Annotated in this window: 18 protein-coding genes; 12 read left to right on the top strand and 6 right to left on the bottom strand. The window is 42.3% G+C overall.

Annotation, left to right across the window (positions count from 1 at the left end; translation table 11 throughout):
• Positions 1-2: 2 nt before the first annotated feature.
• Positions 3-1,505, bottom strand: a complete 1,503-nt coding sequence (locus tag V7K69_RS25515; RefSeq protein WP_335039551.1) for a NarK family nitrate/nitrite MFS transporter — start codon at positions 1,503-1,505, stop codon at positions 3-5.
• Between the two features lie 102 nt (positions 1,506-1,607).
• Here V7K69_RS25515 and V7K69_RS25510 point away from each other — a divergent pair, with 102 nt between their 5' ends.
• Positions 1,608-1,823 (top strand): hypothetical protein, encoded by a 216-nt coding sequence (locus tag V7K69_RS25510; RefSeq protein WP_335039549.1) that lies wholly within the window; start codon positions 1,608-1,610, stop codon positions 1,821-1,823.
• Here V7K69_RS25510 and V7K69_RS25505 read toward each other — a convergent pair.
• Positions 1,820-3,427, bottom strand: coding sequence for a ferredoxin--nitrite reductase (locus V7K69_RS25505; protein ID WP_335039547.1), 1,608 nt, complete (start codon positions 3,425-3,427; stop codon positions 1,820-1,822). The genes V7K69_RS25510 and V7K69_RS25505 overlap by 4 nt on opposite strands.
• A gap of 485 nt (positions 3,428-3,912) precedes the next feature.
• On the opposite strand from V7K69_RS25505, the gene V7K69_RS25500 reads away from it, so the two are divergent.
• The 9 genes from V7K69_RS25500 to V7K69_RS25460 all read left to right on the top strand — a co-directional run bounded on the left by V7K69_RS25500 (position 3,913) and on the right by V7K69_RS25460 (position 12,439).
• A complete protein-coding gene (locus V7K69_RS25500) occupies positions 3,913-4,323 on the top strand; it encodes a QcrA and Rieske domain-containing protein (protein ID WP_335039545.1) in 411 nt (136 codons plus the stop codon).
• Positions 4,324-4,394: 71 nt separating this feature from the next.
• Positions 4,395-5,693, top strand: coding sequence for a HEAT repeat domain-containing protein (locus tag V7K69_RS25495; protein WP_335039588.1), 1,299 nt, complete (start codon positions 4,395-4,397; stop codon positions 5,691-5,693).
• A 111-nt stretch (positions 5,694-5,804) separates the two neighbouring features.
• Complete coding sequence (locus tag V7K69_RS25490; RefSeq protein ID WP_335039543.1) at positions 5,805-6,407, top strand: TetR/AcrR family transcriptional regulator; 603 nt, start codon at positions 5,805-5,807, stop codon at positions 6,405-6,407.
• Positions 6,408-6,429: 22 nt separating this feature from the next.
• Positions 6,430-7,716 (top strand): ABC exporter membrane fusion protein, encoded by a 1,287-nt coding sequence (locus V7K69_RS25485; RefSeq protein ID WP_335039541.1) that lies wholly within the window; start codon positions 6,430-6,432, stop codon positions 7,714-7,716.
• 55 nt (positions 7,717-7,771) lie between these two features.
• A complete protein-coding gene (locus tag V7K69_RS25480) occupies positions 7,772-8,107 on the top strand; it encodes a DUF2834 domain-containing protein (RefSeq protein ID WP_193946201.1) in 336 nt (111 codons plus the stop codon).
• A 14-nt stretch (positions 8,108-8,121) separates the two neighbouring features.
• A complete protein-coding gene (gene devC / locus V7K69_RS25475) occupies positions 8,122-9,288 on the top strand; it encodes an ABC transporter permease DevC (protein WP_335039535.1) in 1,167 nt (388 codons plus the stop codon).
• Positions 9,289-9,349: 61 nt separating this feature from the next.
• The gene (locus tag V7K69_RS25470; RefSeq protein ID WP_335039533.1) at positions 9,350-10,105 is read left to right on the top strand and encodes a DevA family ABC transporter ATP-binding protein; all 756 of its coding nucleotides are present in this window, start codon (positions 9,350-9,352) and stop codon (positions 10,103-10,105) included.
• Positions 10,106-10,324: 219 nt separating this feature from the next.
• Positions 10,325-11,272 carry a LysR family transcriptional regulator gene (locus V7K69_RS25465; RefSeq protein WP_335039531.1) on the top strand — a complete coding sequence of 316 codons (948 nt, stop codon included), beginning with the start codon at positions 10,325-10,327 and terminating at the stop codon, positions 11,270-11,272.
• 93 nt (positions 11,273-11,365) lie between these two features.
• Positions 11,366-12,439 (top strand): anthranilate phosphoribosyltransferase family protein, encoded by a 1,074-nt coding sequence (locus V7K69_RS25460; RefSeq protein WP_335039586.1) that lies wholly within the window; start codon positions 11,366-11,368, stop codon positions 12,437-12,439.
• Between the two features lie 57 nt (positions 12,440-12,496).
• On the opposite strand, the gene V7K69_RS25455 is transcribed toward V7K69_RS25460, so the two are convergent.
• Positions 12,497-13,915 (bottom strand): LCP family protein, encoded by a 1,419-nt coding sequence (locus V7K69_RS25455; protein WP_335039528.1) that lies wholly within the window; start codon positions 13,913-13,915, stop codon positions 12,497-12,499.
• A 286-nt stretch (positions 13,916-14,201) separates the two neighbouring features.
• Complete coding sequence (locus V7K69_RS25450; RefSeq protein ID WP_335039526.1) at positions 14,202-14,645, bottom strand: hypothetical protein; 444 nt, start codon at positions 14,643-14,645, stop codon at positions 14,202-14,204.
• A gap of 106 nt (positions 14,646-14,751) precedes the next feature.
• Here V7K69_RS25450 and V7K69_RS25445 point away from each other — a divergent pair, with 106 nt between their 5' ends.
• Positions 14,752-15,918 carry an AI-2E family transporter gene (locus V7K69_RS25445; protein WP_335039524.1) on the top strand — a complete coding sequence of 389 codons (1,167 nt, stop codon included), beginning with the start codon at positions 14,752-14,754 and terminating at the stop codon, positions 15,916-15,918.
• A gap of 24 nt (positions 15,919-15,942) precedes the next feature.
• Here the strand turns inward: V7K69_RS25445 and V7K69_RS25440 are convergent, their stop codons facing one another.
• Both V7K69_RS25440 and V7K69_RS25435 read right to left on the bottom strand, forming a co-directional pair.
• Positions 15,943-17,274, bottom strand: a complete 1,332-nt coding sequence (locus tag V7K69_RS25440) for a serpin family protein (RefSeq protein ID WP_335039522.1) — start codon at positions 17,272-17,274, stop codon at positions 15,943-15,945.
• A 701-nt stretch (positions 17,275-17,975) separates the two neighbouring features.
• Positions 17,976-19,568, bottom strand: a complete 1,593-nt coding sequence (locus tag V7K69_RS25435) for a S8 family serine peptidase (RefSeq protein ID WP_335039520.1) — start codon at positions 19,566-19,568, stop codon at positions 17,976-17,978.
• Between the two features lie 192 nt (positions 19,569-19,760).
• Between V7K69_RS25435 and rpe the strand changes: the two genes are divergently transcribed.
• A complete protein-coding gene (gene rpe / locus V7K69_RS25430; protein ID WP_114081048.1) occupies positions 19,761-20,468 on the top strand; it encodes a ribulose-phosphate 3-epimerase in 708 nt (235 codons plus the stop codon).
• Positions 20,469-20,774: the final 306 nt, after the last annotated feature.

The raw sequence follows: 20,774 nt of genomic DNA, 5'->3' as shown, positions 1-20,774 counted from the left end.
GTTTATTCTTCAGTTAAGAAGATAGGGTTTTTCGTTGCTGTTTCTGGTAATTCACCTTCATAAGCGGCGGCAAAGGAACCTTTTGGTTCTTTGAGGAAGAAGGCACACATAAAAGCACAGACTAGTGCAGCTATACCCATTGTGGTAAATAGTGTAGGAGCGTCGGTTAAGCTAAAAATTGTTAGGTAAACTACGCCGCCAAAATTACCGTAAGCTCCCACGTTGCCGGCAATTTGTCCAGTGGCTTCTTTCTTAATCATGGGTACGATGCTGTAGGTTGCACCGCAGCCGGCTTGAGCAAAGTAAGCGGCAAACATTGTAACTGCGATCGCTACTGGAATCGGCCAGCTACTATTAATAAAATGTGCCATCAAATAACTAACACCTATACCAACGCTGATAATTGTCATTGTCCATTTACGTGAGCTAAATTTATCAGAAATTAAGCCACCACTAGGACGAGAAACTAAATTTAAGAAGGGATAGGTAGCAGCAATCATCCCAGCGACAACATGCTCTAAACCAAAGGTTTTCTCAAAAAATGCCGGAAGCATAGAAACGGCCGCCAGTTCGCTGCCAAAGTTAGTTATGTAAGTGAATTCGAGTAAAGCTACTTGACCAAATTGAAAGCGTTCAGATGCAGGGTAAGTTTTCTTGCCAATTAGAAGTTCTCGGTTTACTTCCCAAGCTTTATAACTTTGGTAAGCAAACAATCCTGCTAATACGAACCAAGTCAAATACATTTGGCTCAAAGTTAAGAAGTGAATGTTCTTTTGTTCTAAGCGCCAAGCTAATAAACCCAAGGCGAAAATCAAACCAAAGTTTGAGACAATCAGCGCCCAGAAGCTTTTAACACTCGTCACTTCTAAAGAACCATTCTTTTTAGGTTTCTTGTAGACTTTACCTGTGGGCGTATCTTGGACAGTGTTGTAATAAATTACGCCATAGATAGCTGCAATGATCCCTGTGAGTGCGATCGCAAATCGCCAGTTAGAAGCGCCACCAGAGAAAAAGCTAGTAGAAATTGCCAGTATCGGTAAAGCAAATTCTGCACCAAAAGCCCCGAAGTTGCCCCAACCGCCATAAATGCCTTGGGCAATTCCCATTTCTTTCGGCTGGAACCATTCTGCCACCATGCGGATACCGACAACAAAGCCTGATCCGACAATTCCCATCAGTAAACGACTGATGACTAGTTGATTAAAATCTTGCGCTAGCGCTGTTGCTAAACAAGGAACAACTGCAAACATTAGCAGCATTGAGTAGGTGATTCTGGGGCCGAAACGATCCAGAAGCATCCCAATAATTAGCCGTGCAGGGATTGTCAGGGCAAGGTTACAGATGCCTAAAGTTTTAATTTGCTCTGGTGCTAAATGTAATTCTTTGCCAATGGTTGTAGCGAAGGGGGCAAAGTTAAACCAACAAACAAAGGTGAGAAAGAAAGCAAACCAAGTCTGATGTAAGATCCGGTAGCGATCGCTAAATGAAAATAAGTTTTTAAGCATTCCAATCTTTCTAATTGAATAAATTACGGAGAATAGGTAGGGGAAGATGAGCCTTTTATCTCGAAGGTTGAGCCTTTTATCTCGGAGGTTGAGCCTTTTAACTTGAAGGTTGAGCCTTTTATCTTGGAGGTTGAGCCTTTTATCTTGGAGATTGAGCCTTTTATCTTGAAGGTTGAGCCTTTTATCTCGGAAGTTGCACCTTTTATCTCGGAAGTTGCACCTTTTATCTTGGAAGTTGCACCTTTTATCTTGGAAGTTGCACCTTTAAGGTTGAAGTATGAATTTTGCCCAATGCCGAATACTCCCGATAAGTACTAGCAGTTACTAACTAGTAAGGCTTCTTGCTTGAGTTTCGCCCCGAAGTTTTTGATTAGTAAATCTTGCAATAATGGCTGTAAGTCTTCGCAGGGTATACCTTTGATAACGCAAGTTCCCAAATGGGCATCTTTGCCGACTTTACCGCCCATATATATATCAACACCTTCGAGGGTTTTACCATTTTTACGAGTTTTAGTTCCCATCAAGCCGATGTCTGCAACTTGGGGCTGGCCGCAAGAGTTAGGGCAACCTGTCCAGTGAATTCGGACTGGATTGGTGAAGATTAAATCTTCTTCTAAGGCTTTAATCATTGCCAGGGCGCGGTTTTTGGTTTCGATGAGGGCGAAGTTGCAAAATTGTGCGCCTGTGCAAGATACTAGCGATCGCGTCAACAAACCTGGATCAATAGAAAACTTTTCTAGTAATGGTTCTGTTAAAAATGTTGCTAACCGTGAGTCCGAAATATTGGGGATGACGATGTTTTGCTCAACGGTAAAGCGGATCTCACCACTGCCAAAAACTTCCGCTAGACGAGCGATTTCAAACATATCTTCGGCATACAGTCGCCCAACGGGAATATTTAAACCTGCGTAATTTAATCCTGCTTGTTTTTGTTTATATACTCCGATGTGGTCGCGTTTTTCCCAGTCGATCTCGTCTTTTGCGGCTGCGGGTAATAATGATTTACCCAAACGGCTTTCTACTTCTGCTCGAAATTTTTCTAAACCCCATTCATCAATTAGCCACATCAAGCGGGATTTTTGCCGATTAGCACGCGGGCCATGATCACGAAAGACTTCCAAAACTGCTCTACATACAGCTACCACATCTTCTGGAGCCACCCAAGCATTTAGAGGAATCGCCGCCTCACAGCGTTTAGCCGAGAAAAAGCCACCGACGAGGATGTTAAAACCAAATATTGGGGACTCGGAAGATTTTTCCCCAGTCCCTAGTCCCCAGTCCCCAGTCCCTTCCTTAAATGCCGGAACAAAAGCTAAATCATTAATTTCAGCGTGAACTGAATTGTCTCTTCCACCTGCGATCGCAATATTAAATTTCCGTGGTAAGTTGCTAAACTCTGGGTTTCCTTCCCCTTTGTTGGTGAGCATATCTTGAATTTGCTGTACCAACTCTCGTGTGTCATACAATTCATCCGCATCCAACCCCGCCACTGGATCGCCTGTAATATTGCGGATGTTATCCATCCCTGATTGGATAGTGGTTAAACCAACTGCGTGAAATCTATTAAAGATATCTGGTAAATCTTCAATTCTGATTCCCCGTAATTGGATATTCTGTCTGGTGGTAATATCGGCGCAGCCATCATCTCCGTAACGCTGCACCACTTGGGCTAAAACACTCATCTGACTGCTGGTGAGAATACCATTAGGCATTCGTAACCGCATCATAAACTTGCCTGGGGTAACAGGGCGGAAAAACACGCCTACCCACTTCAGCCGATGATCGCGATCTGTTTCGTCCATTGCTTCCCAGCCCAAGGCGGCAAATTTCTCTATCTCATCCCTGATGGCGAGTCCATCTTTTTGCGCCTTGAATTTCTCGAATTTATTGAGGCTGGTAGTCGTAGTTGTTGTGTCTGTCATGAGGCTGACTCTCGTGAGAATTTGTGCTGCTAATTGCCCAATATCAATCAACCCGTAGTTCCATTAGGTGGCGTATCTACGAGGGTTAGGGAATAAAGATTTAATATTTGATTACGGTTGATTATTGTTACTCAAAAGTATTCCAACGTGAAACTTCAAATCCGTGGTTAGTTAAGGAAAACTTGTCTCCATATACATCTTGGAAATTGTCAAGCAGGTTTAGATAATGTTCATGTAACAATTTCGATACTCATAACTTAAGACGAGATTTCTGTTAAAATCGTATAAATTGTTACGATTTTTTAGTAAAATTGCTGAAAAAGGATACGTAATATGCATTTTTTGCATCACAGTCAGCCAATGAGCCACACAAATCCTTTGATGAAGAGGGTTTGAGATGACTGAAGGGATTTTGGATTGCCATAGACTAATTCAAAATCTAGGTGGCAGATGTTAGCGAAAACTTAGATATTATTTCAGCAACTATGAAACGTCGTGATTTTATTAATTGGGTAGGTTTGGGTTTGATAGCGAGTTCTCTACCTGTAGCGATCGCAGCTTGTTCTTCTCAAACACCTTCTGCATCTGGTGACTGGCAAACAGTAGGCACTTCGACAGAATTAGATAAAACTGGTCAATTACTGGCTAAAAACTCACCGGCTGGGCCTGTGTTGGTAGTCGGCACATCTAAAGGCGCAATGACAGCTGTTAACCCTACCTGTACTCACGCAGGTTGCACCGTAGCATGGAAAGCTGAGGCAAAAAAATTCGCTTGTCCCTGTCACGGTTCAGAATATGGGGTTGACGGTAAGGTGCTAAAAGGTCCAGCGACAGAAGCGCTTAAAACTTACGCCGCCAAAATTGAAGGTAATTCAGTTGTAGTCAAGCCAACATAAGTTGAGGCAGGGGGCAGGGGAGCAGGGGGCAAGGGAGGAAGGAGGTATAAAATTGATAATTCAAGCAGGATATTGTGAGTAATATCAACCAGCTTTTGGTGCAAGCCCAGACAGCACATAATGCAGCTGATTGGTCATCACTAATTCAATATTTACAACAATTAATTTTAGGGTCAGACTCACAACATCCAGAGGTAGTTAAAAATCGAGAATATTTGCTAACGTTAGCAATTTCAATGTTAGAGATAGGAGATTTTCAACAACGCTGGGAAATCACCAAAGTTTTGACTAACTTGGGAAATATTGCGATCCCACCACTGATTGACATCTTAGAAGATGAAGATGCAGAGGAAGAATTACGCTGGTATGCAGCGCGAACCTTGGGCGAATTTCATCACCCAGAAGCGATCGCACCCTTGGTTGAATTGTTGAAAACTGATGAGGATGAAGAACTCAAAGCGATCGCAGCCACAGCACTAGGGAAAATGGGTAATGTTGCTATTACTTCACTAACTGAACTTTTATTAGAGGAAGATACACGACTTTTAGCAGTGCGATCGCTTTCCTGTATTCCCCAAACAGAAACCATCACACCACTGTTGAGTGTAGTGCAAGATCCACAAGCCACAATCCGCACTGCTGCAATTGAAGCCCTCAGCAGTTTTCATGACGAACGTATACCACCAATCTTGTTAAACGCTTTGGATGATATTGCTGCTACAGTTAGGCGTGCAGCAGTGCTTGGTTTAGGTTTTCGCCCCGATTTGCGCGAAGCATTAGATTTGGTGACAAGACTGCAACCCAAGCTTTACGACTTTAACCTTGATGTTTGTTGTGCAGCCTCAGTTTCCCTTTCTCGGATGGGTTGTAATGACGCTGCAAAACATTTATTTAATTTGTTGATTTCACCTCAAACACCAACAAAGCTGCAATTAGAAACCATCCGCGCTTTAAGTTGGGTGGGTACACCATCTAGTTTGGAATATTTGCAAACAGCATTTAATCAAATCACTTCAAAGACACTCTGGCAAGAAATTGTCACCGTTTTGGGGCGAGTGCAAAAGCCGCAAACGACACAAGCCGCAGAAATATTATTGCAAATACTGCGATTGCAACATCCAGCCACAGAGATTGCTAATCTAAAAAATGCGATCGCTTTATCTTTAGGACAGTTAGGCGAAATACAAGCAATTGAACCATTGATTTCACTGCTAGCTGATTCTAATGTATCGGTGAGACTACACGCGATCGCTGCACTCAAAAATCTGGATGGGGAAGTTGCACATCAAAAATTGCAGCAGTTAGCCAATAATGCTGCACTCACACCAGATTTGCAACAAGGAATAGCGATCGCTTTAGCTGAGTGGTAATTTCTCTCAATCTTCCGATATTTTGTATTTCACTCAAGCGAGAACCTCTGTAGCTAAACTACAAAAGTATAGTATTATAAAATATAACGAGCGTTCGATATAAAATGAGTCATGCCTAAGATTGTTGACCATGAGCAATACCGTAAAGAACTGCTCGACAAGTGCTTTGATTTATTTGCCCAAAAAGGCTATGGTTCCATTACTATGCGCCAAATCGCTGAAGGATTAAGGGTTTCTACTGGTACGTTGTACCACTATTTTCCTAGCAAACAAGCTTTATTTGAGCAATTGGCCCAAGAAATATGTGAGCAAGATTTAAGTGCAGCATTGGCTGAATTAGAAGGGGCGCAAACCCTACAAGTCGCAATGGAAGCACTAGGCAGGTATCTAGTGAAAAACGAAGATTACTTCATTAAATGGACTTATATTTGGATTGATTTTTGTCAACATCAAGACTCTAAAGAAATATTGAGTAATAGTGTTTTTAAGCGGACTAATCAGCGTTATCAGCAGGCAGCCTGCGATTTTTTAGGTATTCAAGATTCGGTATTGGCTTCCTTTGTCTTGAGCTTTGTCAACGGTTTAATTTTGGAGAAGTTATGGGGTGATGAAACAATTGATTTTATTGAACAATGTACATTGTTAGGCAAAATGCTCACGGCATATTTGCCGCAAGAGTTAGGAGCTAGAAATAAAACAGATTTTGAGAGCTAGATTTTTTAGGAGAGTAAAAGAGATGGTTTTGTCAAAAAAATCTTCTAATAATAAAGGGTTAATTGCATTAGTAATTGCAGCTACTTTGATTACAGGTGGAATTGTTGTTTATGGAATTTCTCGGTCTGGGTTAGTTGGTCAAACAGATAAATCTGAGCCAGTAGAAACCACGCTCAAAATTCAAAAAGTGGCTGCATTAGGACGACTCGAACCCGAAGCAGAGGTAATTAGCTTGTTTGCGCCCTTGGCATTGGATGGCGATCGCATTGCCAAAATTTTAGTCAAAGAAGGCGATCGCGTTCAAGCCGGACAGTTGGTAGCAATTTTAGATGCCCGCGATCGCTTACAAACTGCTGTATTGCAAGCCCAACAACAAGTTAGAGTTGCTCAAGCTAAACTCGCTCAAGTGCAAGCTGGAGCAAAAGCAGGAGAAATTAACGCCCAGCAAGCCAGCGTTGAACGTCTCCAGGCCCAGTCCCAAGGAGACAAAACAGAGCAACAGGAAGCGATACTCCGCATAGAGGCGCAGTGGGAAGGCGACAGAATCGCGCAAGAAGCAACCATTAAGAAGCTAGAAGCAGAACTGAAAAATGCTGAAGCTGAGTATCAACGTTATCAGCAGCTATATTCTCAAGGTGCAGTTTCTAATTCTTTGTATGACAGCAAAGGCTTGACTGTAGAAACTGCCAAACAGCAAGTAGACGAAGCCAAAGCAGTTCTCAACCGGATTAATACCACTGCTAGCAAACAATTATCTGAAGCTAAAGCAGCACTCGCCCGTACTAACGCCACTGGTAGCAAGCAAGTTAGCGAAGCCAAAGCCACACTTACCAGTATTGCAGAAGTTAGACCTGTAGATGTCGCCGCAGCCAAGACAGAAGTTGAAAATGCGATCGCCACACTTAAACATACTGAAACTGAATTGGCGGGTGCTTACATCAAAGCACCGATGGCGGGACAGATCATCAAAATTCATACGCGAGTCGGAGAAAAAATTAGTACTTCTGGCATTGCAGACTTAGGGCAAACAGACCAGATGATGGCAGTTGCAGAAGTTTATCAAACCGACATCGCTAAAGTGAAATTGGGACAACAGGTAGTGATTAGCAGTCAGGCATTTATCGGTGAACTGCGAGGAACCGTTGCCCAAATTGGTTTACAGGTGAATAGACAAAACGTTTTCAGCAACGAGCCAGGGGAAAACCTTGATAGCCGAGTAGTTGAGGTGAAAATTCGCCTCAGTCCTGAAGACAGCAAACGAGTTGCAGGTTTCACTAATTTACAGGTACAGACAGCAATTGAAATATAGAGTTTTTATTTGTTGTCTCGTGTATTCCAATATTTTTTATAGGGTGAATTAAACCATGATTAAAGTCATATACCTTTTACTTTGTGTACTTGGCTTCGTTCTACCTTACTCCCAGTTTGTTCCATTTATCTTAGAGCATGGTCTTGATATAAAGCTGTTTTTTGAACAACTCTTTGCCAACAAAATTTCTGGTTTTTTTGGCATGGATGTTATTGTTTCATCCCTAGTTTTGTGGACATTCGTATTTTGGGAAGGGACACGTTTAAAAATGCAAAATCTTTGGGTTTATATTGTTTGTAATCTTTTAGTTGGTGTGTCTTTAGGTCTTCCCTTATTTCTTTTGATGCGAGAGCTACAGCTTGAACAGCAAGCTGAAACACCAAGTTATTAAAGGGTTTTTTAAATATGTTTTCTAAACTATTTCGCAAAACGCCGCTAGCATGGCGGCAGTTAATGAAAGAAAAAACCCGTCTGGCTGTTGCAGTCGCAGGTATTGCATTTGCCGATATACTGATGTTTATCCAGTTGGGATTTGAAAGTGCGCTTTTTGATGCTGCTGTGAAACCTCATCGCAATTTACAAGCAGATTTAGTTTTAATTAATCCCCAATTTCAAACTTTATTTTCTGTAAAAAATTTCTCCAGAGAGCGACTATATCAAACATTGGGTTATGAAGGTGTTCAGTCAGTTAATTCTGTCTACATCAGCACAGGACAGTGGCGAAATCCTGAAACACGTCTTGAGCGTGCCATTTTAGTTTGGGGTGTTGATCCAACACAATCACCATTCAAATCACCTGAAATCAAACAAAATCAGGATCAACTTAAACAGTTGTATCAAGTTATCTTTGACCAGGCAGGTCGCCCAGAATACGGTGCAGTTGCTGATATTTGGAAGAAAACAGGCAAATTTGACACGGAACTGAATAGTAAAGCCGTCTTTGTTAAAGGCTTGTTTACTGATGGTGCTTCCTTTGCTGCCGATGGTAATGTGATCACCAGTGACTCTACTTTTCTCCAGTTATTTCCAGAACGTCAACCCGATCGCATCGAAGTTGGGTTAATCACACTGAAACCAGATGCCGATCCAGAAAAAGTGCGATCGCAACTTGTCAATGGGCTACCTAAAGATGTCAGAGTTTTGACTCCAGAAGAGTTTGCCAAGGTAGAGAGAACTTACTGGGAAGCTGGTACTGGCATTGGTTTTATTTTCGGTTTGGGTACAGCAGTCGGGTTTATCGTTGGCATCGTGATTGTTTACCAAATCCTTTACTCTGATGTTTCCGATCACTTGCCAGAATACGCCACCCTCAAAGCAATGGGATACACCGATAACTATCTCTTGGGAGTTTTAATTCAAGAAGCATTGTTATTGGCTATATTAGGTTTTCTGCCTGGATTCATCCTTTCTTTTGGCTTGTATCAAGTCACTTATGCGGCAACGATGCTTCCTATTTTCATGAAAATGGAACGGGCGATCCAGGTTTGGATTTTGACCGTGATTATGTGTAGTATTTCTGGTGCGATCGCAATACGGAAGTTACGGTCTGCCGATCCTGCTGATGTTTTTTAGACGCGATGAATCGCGTCTCTACAAAAATTATTTCCCTATACCCAATGCCCTATAAAATCTTATGTTGCAAAAATCTTTACCAGTAAATTCCGATTCAGCACCTTCTATTTTAGAATCTGTAATTTCTGTTAGTAACCTCAACCACTATTTTGGTGAAGGTGGGCTTCGTAAACAAGTATTATTTGACATCAATTTGGAGATTAAAGCAGGGGAAATTGTCATTATGACTGGCCCCTCTGGATCGGGGAAAACTACCTTGTTAACCTTAATGGGTGGATTACGATCTGCCCAAGAAGGTAGTCTAAAAATTTTAGGAGAGGAAATTTGTGATGCCAAAAAGCAGCAGTTAACTAAGCTGCGCCGCCAAATTGGTTATATTTTCCAGGCTCATAACCTGATGAGTTTTTTGACAGCTAGAGAAAATGTCCGAATGTCTTTAGAGTTGCATGATGATTTTTTGAATCAGGATATCAACGCCAAAGCGATCGCCATTTTGGAAACTGTCGGTTTAGCAGATCGTGTCGATTACTACCCAGAGAAACTATCTGGAGGGCAAAAACAACGGGTTGCGATCGCTCGTGCTTTAGTTAGCCACCCTAAGATTGTCTTAGCAGATGAACCTACTGCTGCACTCGACAAAAAATCTGGGCGCGATATTGTAGAAATAATGCAGAAACTAGCCAAAGAACAAGGCTGCACGATTTTGCTAGTTACCCACGACAACCGCATCCTCGATATTGCCGATCGCATCATTTATATGGAAGATGGGCAACTGAAGGACTATGACGCAGATTCTACCGCAACCCCAGCAGCCTAACACTGCGCTCCAGCAGACAGAATAGAAATAGTCAATTCTTTTTTGGCGATATTTATCAAAAAAATCTGTGGAAAGCCGATAATTGACGAAAAAGGCAGTAAAAGCTGATTTACCCAAATGTAAAGCAAGAGAAAAATTACTGTAACAAACTATACTAAATTTTGGTTAAAAACCCGTTAACTTAATTAAACCGATAAATGTAATTCAGGCTACATAACAATGCGCCTAGAGCAGTTGCAAGCCTTTCTAGCGATCGCACAAACCGGCAGCTTTCAACAAGCAGCGCGAACATCTGGTGTTACCCAATCGACGATTAGTCGCCAAATTCAGGCATTAGAAGCAGATTTGGGTGTAGAACTTTTTCATAGAACAAGTCATGCCAAATTAACGCTAGGAGGTGAATGTTTACTACCCCGTGTCCGTAAAATTTGCCAAGAATGGGAGACAGCTACACAAGAATTAGCTGATTTAATCGCTGGAAAGCAACCAGAACTTTGCATTGCCGTGATTCACTCATTATGTGGATCTTACTTACCGCCAGTGTTGCAAAAGTTTTGTCATGCTTATCCAGATGTGCAGTTGCGGGTGACTTCATTAGGAAGCGATCGCGCCCTGAAAGTCCTCAAAGATGGATTGGTAGATTTAGCAATTGTTATGAATAATCGCTTTTTAACCACTGCTAGGGAAATGGTGGTAGAAGTACTTTATGATGAACCGATAGAAGTTCTCACCGCAGCTAATCATCCCCTGGCACAATATGAATGTGTCCCTTGGTCGGAGCTAATTCTTTATCCCCAAGTGGTTTTTAAAGATGGTTATGGGATGCAGCGCTTAATACAAGATAGATTTGAGCGAATGGAAGCTACACTCCAGGCAACTTTAGAGGTAAATACCCTAGATGCCTTCCGGGGAGTGGTGCGCCAAGGAGAATTAATCGCTTTACTACCTCAATCAGCATTACTGGAAGCACGTCTTGACCCTACCCTGGCGGTTCGTTCCTTAGAGAACAATAATATTAGTGGTTTAGCAGATGGTTCAAGCTTGACTCGGCGGGTAGTTATGGTGACAACTCAAGATCGGTTGCAAATTCCCCCCATCAAGCACTTTTGGCAACTCGTGCGGGAAAATATCCCATTACAAATTGACCAGCAGCGATCGGCTTCTTGAGTGTCATTGGTCATTGGTCATTGGTCATTAGTCATTGGTCATTTTCGGTTATTCACAAAGCACAATGGACAAATGACAAAGGACAAACGACAAATGAGCAATGTATTTAGGGAATTACTGAAAAAAGTAGGTAGCGGAAACCACACAGGGGAGAATTTAACTCGCGCCGAAGCAGCTAGCGCCACTAAAATGATGCTGCTGGGTGAAGCGACACCAGCCCAAATTGGGGCGTTTTTGATTGCTCATCGAATCAAACGTCCTACGGGGGAAGAGTTAGCGGGAATGTTGGATGCTTATGATGAATTGGGGCCAAAGCTGCAACCATTCGACTCTGGACGACTAGCGATCGCTCTTGGTATCCCTTATGATGGCAGAACCCGTACAGCACCAATTAGTCCGGTAACAGCTTTAATCCTCGCCGCAGTTGGACAACCAGTGATCATGCACGGAGGCGATCGCCTGCCAACAAAGTATGGCTTACCCTTAATCGATATTTGGCAAGGTTTAGGAGTCGATTGGACTACCCTACCACTAGCTAAAACCCAGCAAGTGTTTGAGCAAACGGGAATCGGCTTTATTTATTTACCCCAGCATTTCCCCTTAGCTACAAGTATCTGGGAATACCGCGACCAACTTGGCAAACGTCCGCCTTTGGCAACAATGGAGCTAATTTGGTGTCCTTATGCTGGTGATGCTCATGTCATTGCTGGGTTTGTACATCCGCCAACAGAAGGGATGTTTAAGATAGCTCTAGGGCTGCGTGGTGTAACGAAATTTACATTAGTCAAAGGATTGGAAGGTAGTTGCGACTTACCGCGCGATCGCACTGCAATTATCAGCTTATCTCCATCCATAGCATCCCAAGAGGTAGAAAGACTGCATCTCGTACCGCGTGATTATGGCTTTACTACCAAAAACGTACCCCTTGGAACTACTGAAGAATTGGTGGCAGATATTCAGGATGTTTTAGCAGGTAAACCAGGAGAACTAATGCAAACAGCCTTGTGGAATGGTGGATTTTACTTATGGCGGAGTGGCATTTGTTCAGATATGCCAGAGGGTTTAGCTAAAGCAGAAGAATTATTAACCAATGGTGCAGTAGCAGCTAAACTCCAAGAACTCAGCCAATCAGTAAATTCTCTCTCAGCAGCATTTGTGCCAGTGTAATTAATTACGAATTACGTTAGCGACGCAGGAGCGTCATTACGAATTACGAATTGCGAATTATTTACTCAGTGATTTCTCCAAAATAGACTTTTGTTGCAACCAATCTTGACCTACTTGAATACTGACATCTGAACCAAGATTGCCAGTACTTTCCACACGCACTTCGCCAAATCCCAAAGTGTCACGAATCGATTCGGCACTTTCACCATCTCCTTGCTGGGCGACAATATGAGTCACATCTAAAGGTTCACCCCATGCTTTAGCTATATAAATATTGCGATATCCAGATTTTTCCAAAGCTCTAATTAATGGTTGGAGATTAGAGCGATCGCCACCTGTACTATCTTGAATTGCTACATGCAAAGAACGGGGATCGGTTGCCTGCTGTTCCTGCTCTGATTCCAAACCAAAATGTTGAGCCATCAGTTTAGCAATACCATTTTTACTGGGCAACCAATAGCTAGCATCAAACTCATTTTTTTCGCTAAAGCGACCTGGCAGCATTAACATTTGCATATTAGAGCGATTTGTCCGCACGCCAAAACCCATTAGCGCCACTAACTCTTCAACCGTCAAATTAGTATCGATGTGGTCTTTAACTACATCCAAAACTTTAGGTAATTGAGCAACAGTAGCTGGGTTGAGTGTTTGATCCATCAAGGCCCGCATAACCATTTGCTGGCGTTGAATCCGACCAATATCACCAAGTTCGTCATGGCGAAACCGCAGCAATTGCAGTGTTTGTTCGCCGTTGAGATGCTGCTTACCCGCCTTCAAATTGATGTACAAATGCTGAGAATCATCTTGGTACTTCATATCTTTGGGGACATAAACTGTTACGCCTCCCAAAGCATCAATCAGCTTGGCAACTCCCAGAACGTTAATTCGCACATAGCGATCAATTCCCGCCCCACCTAAGAGATTACTGACGGTTCTGGCAGTTAAAGCTGGCCCACCTTCAACATTAGCAGCATTAATTTTTTTAACTCCATACCCCTCTATTTCTGTGCGGGTATCTCTGGGAATGGAGAGCATAACTATTTTTTTCGTCTCTGGATCAAATTTGACCAAGAGCATTACATCCGAAAGACCATCAAAGGAGTTTACCTGGGGCAGGTATTTGAGGTTTTTGGTGTCTTGAGGAGGGTTTTGGATATCCGGGGGAAGTACGCTCATCCCCATAACCAAGAGATTCACTGGGCGAGTTAATTGTGAGAATCGCATCACACCTCCAGAAATGCGATCGCCATCAAAGGCCGCCTCCTCCTGTGGACTTAGCTGGGCTTGCTGCAAAGGTGTACTGGTTAAAGACACCGCCAAAAGTGCCCCTGCTGTTGCTGACACCATTGCAATTCCACTCATCCCTACCCAAAACCACAGCCAACGTCCAGATTTCGAGTTCTGAGAAATTTTTTTATTGGACTTTGAGGCTTTTCCCGACTGGTTTTCTTCCGCCGAACTTCTTTGAATGGTCACAGACTTCCTCACACTTACTCAATAATCAAATTTGGTAAATTTGCAGACTAAAAATATCCGAACAAATCAACCCATAATAGCTAACTCTTAATTATCAGTGCTAACTTTTTTAATGTAGTGTCAACCACAACACTTATAGCAGCATTTTTTCTTCTTTTGGGCCAACCTAGAGATGTTTTACTGAAGTATGGCAATAATAAACTGGATTTGACTAGATATATAAAGAAATCAACCAAAAATTTTTAGGAAATAGGTAAAACTACTGAAGAATTCCCATCCTAAAAAATTAAGATAAGTACTTACCAAACACTCTTTCTGCTAAAGTACTAAAGCCTGGTAAACGTCCAGATTTGCCCTGCATTAAGCGCCAAATCAACCAGACACTCACTATAAAATAACCCGATGTGAGAAAACTATTCAGGATAAATAGACGTAGCGAAAAAAAATCTGAAGTTGTGGCTCCGGTACTTAATAATAAATATCCCAACAGCCAAGTAAGTGCCAAAGTGATAGACAGACGGCTAACAGCAAGTTGTTCCCGGCTGGCCTGTCCCCGATAGAGAGTCCACAAAGATGGAAAAAAGCCGACGATTGGAATCAAATATAAAAGCAACTGGGTTTTGGGGATTAGGTATGGGGCATTATTATTCTCCACCTGCTCCCCTGCTCCCCTGCTCCTCTGCTCCCCTGCTCCCCACTCCCTGTTCTCTTTTGATTCAAAATTCTTCATTGGGGTTAGTATAACTCCTAAACTAGAAGGATGAATAAGACTCATATAGTTAGAGATAATAAGCTGTAAAGAAAGATTTAAAGTTCTATCCCGCAATTAGCTCAAAATGCAGACACGCAAGCTACTCGACTGGTGGCAAACATTCACACCAATAGCGCGAATCGGGGCGATCGCGTTATTCGTTCCACTGCTAGTTCTAAATGGTTGGGCACTTTCGGTATTTTTTAATTATTTCCATTCTCTCATAGTCATTTTAGTGGGAGCCTCAGTTTTAGCATTTCTGCTCAACTACCCCGTGAGTTGGATGGAACATCATGGTGCTAAACGAGAGCAAGTTGCTATCCTAGTGTTTCTCTTGGCTTTATCGATTTTATTGGCGTTGGGTGTGACGCTTGTTCCGTTAGCCCTTACCCAAGCTCAACAATTGGTGGCTCGTTTACCAGAGTTGATCGACTCTGGACGCTCTCAGCTAATGATATTAAACGAAAAAGCGGAGACTTTTGGCTTACCGATTAACCTCGATGCTCTGGTAGTACAAATCAACGATCGCGTCAAGGGACAATTACAAGCGATCGCTGGACAAGTTTTAAATCTAGCGGTAGTTACAGTCACAAGTCTTCTAGATATCCTCTTGACGATGGTTTTGACTTTCTACCTTTTACAGCATGGGAGCGAACTCTGGGAAAGTTTAGTAGAATGGCTACCCTCTAAATTCCGCGATCCTTTCTCGAAAACAGTCCGCCTCAGCTTTCAAAATTTCTTCATCACCCAGTTGATTTTATCCACTTGCATGGCATCAGCGCTCATTCCTACCTTTTTGTGGCTGAAAGTGCCATTTGGCCTATTATTCGGCTTAACTATTGGTCTAATGGCTCTCGTCCCCTTTGGTGGTTCAGTGGGCATTGCTCTGACTACACTATTGGTAGCACTGCAAGATTTCTCAATGGGTGTGAGAGTTTTGATAGCAGCAGTAATCGTACAGCAAATTCTCGAAAACTTAATTGCCCCCCGAATTTTAGGCAGTTTTACGGGTTTAAATCCAGTTTGGATTTTAATTTCAGTTTTAACAGGGGCAAGAATTGGCGGACTGTTGGGCGTAATTGTGGCAGTACCCACCGCTGTTGTCATTAAAACCGCTTTAAGTGCCTTGCGTCTTGGTGGCGAGGCAAACGATAGCGGCACGGGGGAGGTAACTGCACCCGTTGCAGCAAACGAGTCCTCGAAAGCAAACGCTAACAACACTCTGAGTATTTCTGAAGCGACATTACCTTAAAGAGGCAGGAGGTTTCCTGCCTCCTTATTGTGGTTCAATGATGGAACCCATAAACAAAACGTTTCCCGTCTGATTATCCTTAATGGCACAGAAGAAGGGACGATCAACAATCATTCGGAATGGTTCTGGTTCATCTCTCAAAGATGTTGCGACTATTCCCACTGAAGTAGCCGCAGCCGCTTCAGTACCTTCTTCGTTCACTTCGACAAAAGTTTTATGCTTAACTTGGCTAATGGCAAAATTTTTACCCATGCCGGAAAAATTGGCTTTGTTGCTGAAAGCCTCTTCCATGCCTAAACTTTTCAAGGCATCATTGAGTGTAACTTCGTAATCTGTTTTGAAGCGAGGTAGGCGAATAAAGCCTTTTTGTTTGTTGAACTGAGTCATCCATTTTTCCCAGTTTTCAAAATTCAGGTTTTGATATAAGGCTTTCAGATTAGAATTCTGTTTGGGAAGGAATATATAAAAACTGGTTTTACCATCTTTACCATAAGGTAAACTAACTGCCTGAAATTGTTCGTTTTCATAATATCTATAGTCACCTTCTTGTGACATCATCAGGTTTTGTTTCCGTCTACTAGGTGTGATGTAAAAAGGGTATTGGACAGTTTTACTTTTGTCAAATTCGTTACTCCAATTACCTTTAAAATATATGGCATTAATCAGAAACAACACTTGATTAGGTTCAATTTTTTCAACTATTTTATTAATTTTACCTTTAGTCTTTTCTGTTACCCAGTTATTTATAATACTTGATGCGGCGGCATCTTTAAAGTTTAAATTTCTGACCTTAGCTTGATAGAAATCCTGGGTTATCTTGAGGAAATCTGGTGCAAAGCTAACATCTTGATTGGCCCAAAGTGAGTTAGCAATACTCAGTTGGACTTTCGCATCGGGATTTTCTAAAAGCTGCTTTAATGCCGCCGCATAAGCAGAGTTGATTTCTGGTAGATTCATTCCCTGTAATTCTAGGGTTTTTGCCATTGCTTGTTGAGTTGAGCCGCTAGCGCCGTTGTAAGTCATGGCTAGAGCGATCGCTATACTCGAAGGTGAGATAAAAATATTATTCTCACCTCGATCCTCTTTCAGAACTTCCGAAAATAGTTTGAAGCCAAACTTATTGCTAGACTCAACTATTCTTGTATCAGTGTTGACTGTTTTTTTTTGCAATGGAGTTTCTGGCTGAGGTAAACTAGATTGGGCGAGGGCACTTTTGCTACTCTCGACTTGAGAACAACCTAATACACTGAATAGAACAACACTTGCAGCTGCCAAAGCATAACGTCTGCCCAGACTCACACCATAACGTCTTTGCAGAAAATTTTCTTTTGCATCACTAAACTTTTGCCGATTCATTCTGCTACCTCACTTGCCAAAGATTCCCGATCTGTGCTCATGGTTGACGCAGACACTGTGTCAATGGGAGCATCCCGTTTTGGCAGATTGCCCTGCGCGAAGGCGCACGCTAGGCGAAGAGAAGTGAAGTCTGGGGCTATACAAACATTTCGTCCGCCTGCGCGGGTTTAGTCTGTATAGCCGCAATTTCCAATCCCCTGGTGGTTTCTTCCAAAAGTGGATGCTTCCGTGTCAATGATTTACTATTGCATTTGATCCAATAGAAAATTAGACTGTTACAGTTTTTGTAACAGCAAGTTAATAGCTCGGAGGAATTAAACACAACTCCTTAAAGCTGCTAGTTCTTACTTGAGGCGGCTATGCAGACGAATTATGAAAAATCTCAATTTTGAGGAACTTTTCTATTTATCAATAACTGTATTGTAGACTACCTAACATAAAATAACCACTTCTATGGGGCTTTTATAAATATAGGATTTACGCCAAACTACAGGCGTTAGGTGTAATTCATCAAATACCCCTAACAGATAATTTTTCTCTTCGGCTATTGTTTTGCAAGTCCTGAGGTAGAATAACATTTTTAGTTATATAAAATACAGAACTTTCATAGGGACGCACACCTATGCGCCCCGATAGGAGAGTGTTGTTCAAAAGATGAAAATGCTGTAAATTGACACAGATAAAAATTGTGCTGACCTATTTTAATTGGTAGGTACACTCCACCAAGCTAAACTATAAGGTTGAGTTGCTTCATTAAGCTTTTGACGAAACTGGATGCGGATTTTGTAATTGCCAGTAGCAGGAATGGGGCAGAAAATATGTTCCACACTATCGATTTGGCTGATTGAAGAGCATACAGCACCAGCATCTGATTGGGCATCAGCTTTTACCAAGTATAGATCGAGATTATTTAAGCCGCGATCGCGAAAATTTTCGCCCACATCATATTGTTGGTTTGTATTTTTATCATTGAGTTCTACCAATCGATCCCAACTTAGGGTGACAGCAACAAAACTCCCCTGCTTTAAAGGTTTTGCTAACACATAGTCAGCAGATGCTCCAACATCCACTTTGCGATAATCCCAACCAATAGCTGGGACTGTAGCTGATGGCTGCCATTGGCCAGCACTCAATTGCTGATAAGCGCGAAATGTATTTAAGTGACCTGCTCCCATTTGAGCATCCAAGGGAATTTTTGAATCTTTATAAGCATCAGAATCTAGCCAGTTTTGATTTTGTTTATCAATTAGCGTCCGACTCATTCCCAAGCGTAAGCCATCGCCACTATCTTGGATTTTGTCTGCTGAATTCAGCAATACAGCTTTCATTACTTGATGATGCCGAGCGTCAATGCTCCAGTGGGGTTGTTTTGTGCGTATCTGTCGGTCAGCAAATTCTTGTAATAGAGCAACGGTAGCTGTAACTTGAGGCGCTGCAAAACTAGTACCTGTAACCTTGTTCAATTTGCCATCTGGATTGAGTAAGGGAATATTATTCCCAGGAGCAACTAAACTGATAGCGCGGCGGCCACCAATATCAAATTCCCTTCCAGCAAGCCTGCCACTCACTCCTTGGTTAGCACCCGCCAGATTAGCCACGTCTACTTTGTTAAAAACTCCCCCACGGCGGGATGAAAAAGCCACGTTCATTCCGTTAAAATTATCTGTAGGAATAGGAATACCACCTTTACCTTGATTGCCTGCGATCGCATACAAAACATCATGAACACGGCTAGACCAGTCAACACATAAAGTTAGTAAAGCATTGCCGTCTAAAATAGCCTCTGGTCTAGGATCGCGACTGAGAGGTTCACCAAAACTAAAATTAATGGCACGGACATCGCCACCATTTTGTAGCGCTATGTGCTGGGCCGATAAACACTCTTCTGGCTGACCCATGTTTTTAGTGGAACCCACCGCAGACGAATACAATCTCGCTCCCGGAGCAATTCCCGGCAAAGCTTTGTCTTGACTTACCATTACACCAGCAACATTGTAGGCGTGAGGGTCAACACCGCTATTAGACTTTGCAGGCCCATTGCGTAAGAATATTCCCGCTAAAGATATAGCGCGATTTTTAGACACCGCCTTATCCCACCCAAACATTCCCGGCCGACCAATTTCCACTTGACCAATAGCAATCTTACGACCGATTAAATTATAAGGAGCTTGGTGCAGCTTCAAAGCATCAATACCGTTAGTTCCCAAAGCAGATTCTAAAGCCGAAGCAATTACCGGCGCACTCAGACAAGAAGCACTTAATCCCCAAATTATCCAGGTTAGTTTTTTAGTCATTTGTTATTTGTCATTAGTCATTGGTGATGAAATTAGGGGAGAGGTTACAGGTAGCAGGTGATAGGAAATCTGTATCCTGTAACTTGTACCCTATTCCTTATCTTCCAAAAAAGGCCGGGATCAAAGTTATGAGTCTTGCTCAATGTTTTGTTACAATGCTTACAGACGAGGACGCTTAAAAACCCACTAGCCATGACCCAAAACCTATCTCAAAAGCCCATTGTAATTTCTCCATCTATCCTATCAGCCGATTTTAGCCGTTTGGGTGACGAAATTCGCGCCGTAGACGCAGCCGGAGCAGATTGGATTCATGTTGATGTAATGGACGGTCGTTTTGTACCTAATATTACGATAGGCCCTCTGATTGTGGAGGCGATTCGTCCAGTTACAACCAAGCCACTGGATGTCCACTTGATGATTGTGGAGCCAGAAAAGTATGTAGAAGGATTTGCTAAAGCGGGTGCTGATATTATCTCCGTACACTGCGAACATAATGCTTCTCCACATCTGCACCGTACCTTGGGGCAAATTAAAGAGCTTGGTAAGAAAGCTGGAGTTGTACTTAATCCTGGTAGTCCTCTAGAGCTAATTGAATACGTTCTAGATTTGTGCGATTTAGTACTGATTATGAGCGTCAACCCTGGTTTTGGTGGTCAAAGCTTTATCCCTGGTGTGTTACCCAAAATCCGCAAGTTGCGTCAAATGTGTGACGAACGAGGTCTTGACCCTTGGATTGAAGTGGATGGAGGGCTGAAGGCAAATAACACTTGGCAAGTTTTAGAAGCAGGAGCTAATGCAGTTGTCGCCGGTTCAGCTGTATTTAATGCTAAAGATTATGCTGAGGCCATTACATCAATTCGCAACAGCAAGCGTCCTACCCCAGAATTAGCTAAGGTTTAATTCATTGTTGGATTAACCATTCTCTACAAAAAATAGGGTGGGCAAATTGCTCACCCTATTTTTATTTACACATAAAAATACTGGAAGCTCTTCAAGTTTTGAACTTCCAGTATTTAGTATATAAATTGAAAATTTAGAAAGCAGAGATAATCCAGGTTGGGAGGACTAGGATTACAATAGTTGAAAGAGAAGCGTATGACCTACTAGTTCCACCAGCCAAGACAACGATTTCACCATAACTTTCCTGTTTCTGTCCCTGTTATTGGTGTTAAGCGTTTGCTTTATTTAATAAAGCAACACCAATCA

It is taken from the genome of Nostoc sp. (assembly GCF_036917775.1).
Taxonomy (GTDB): Bacteria; Cyanobacteriota; Cyanobacteriia; order Cyanobacteriales; family Nostocaceae; genus Nostoc.
The sequence above is the reverse complement of the archived record's forward strand: the minus strand, read 5'-3'. Positions and strand labels throughout refer to the sequence as shown.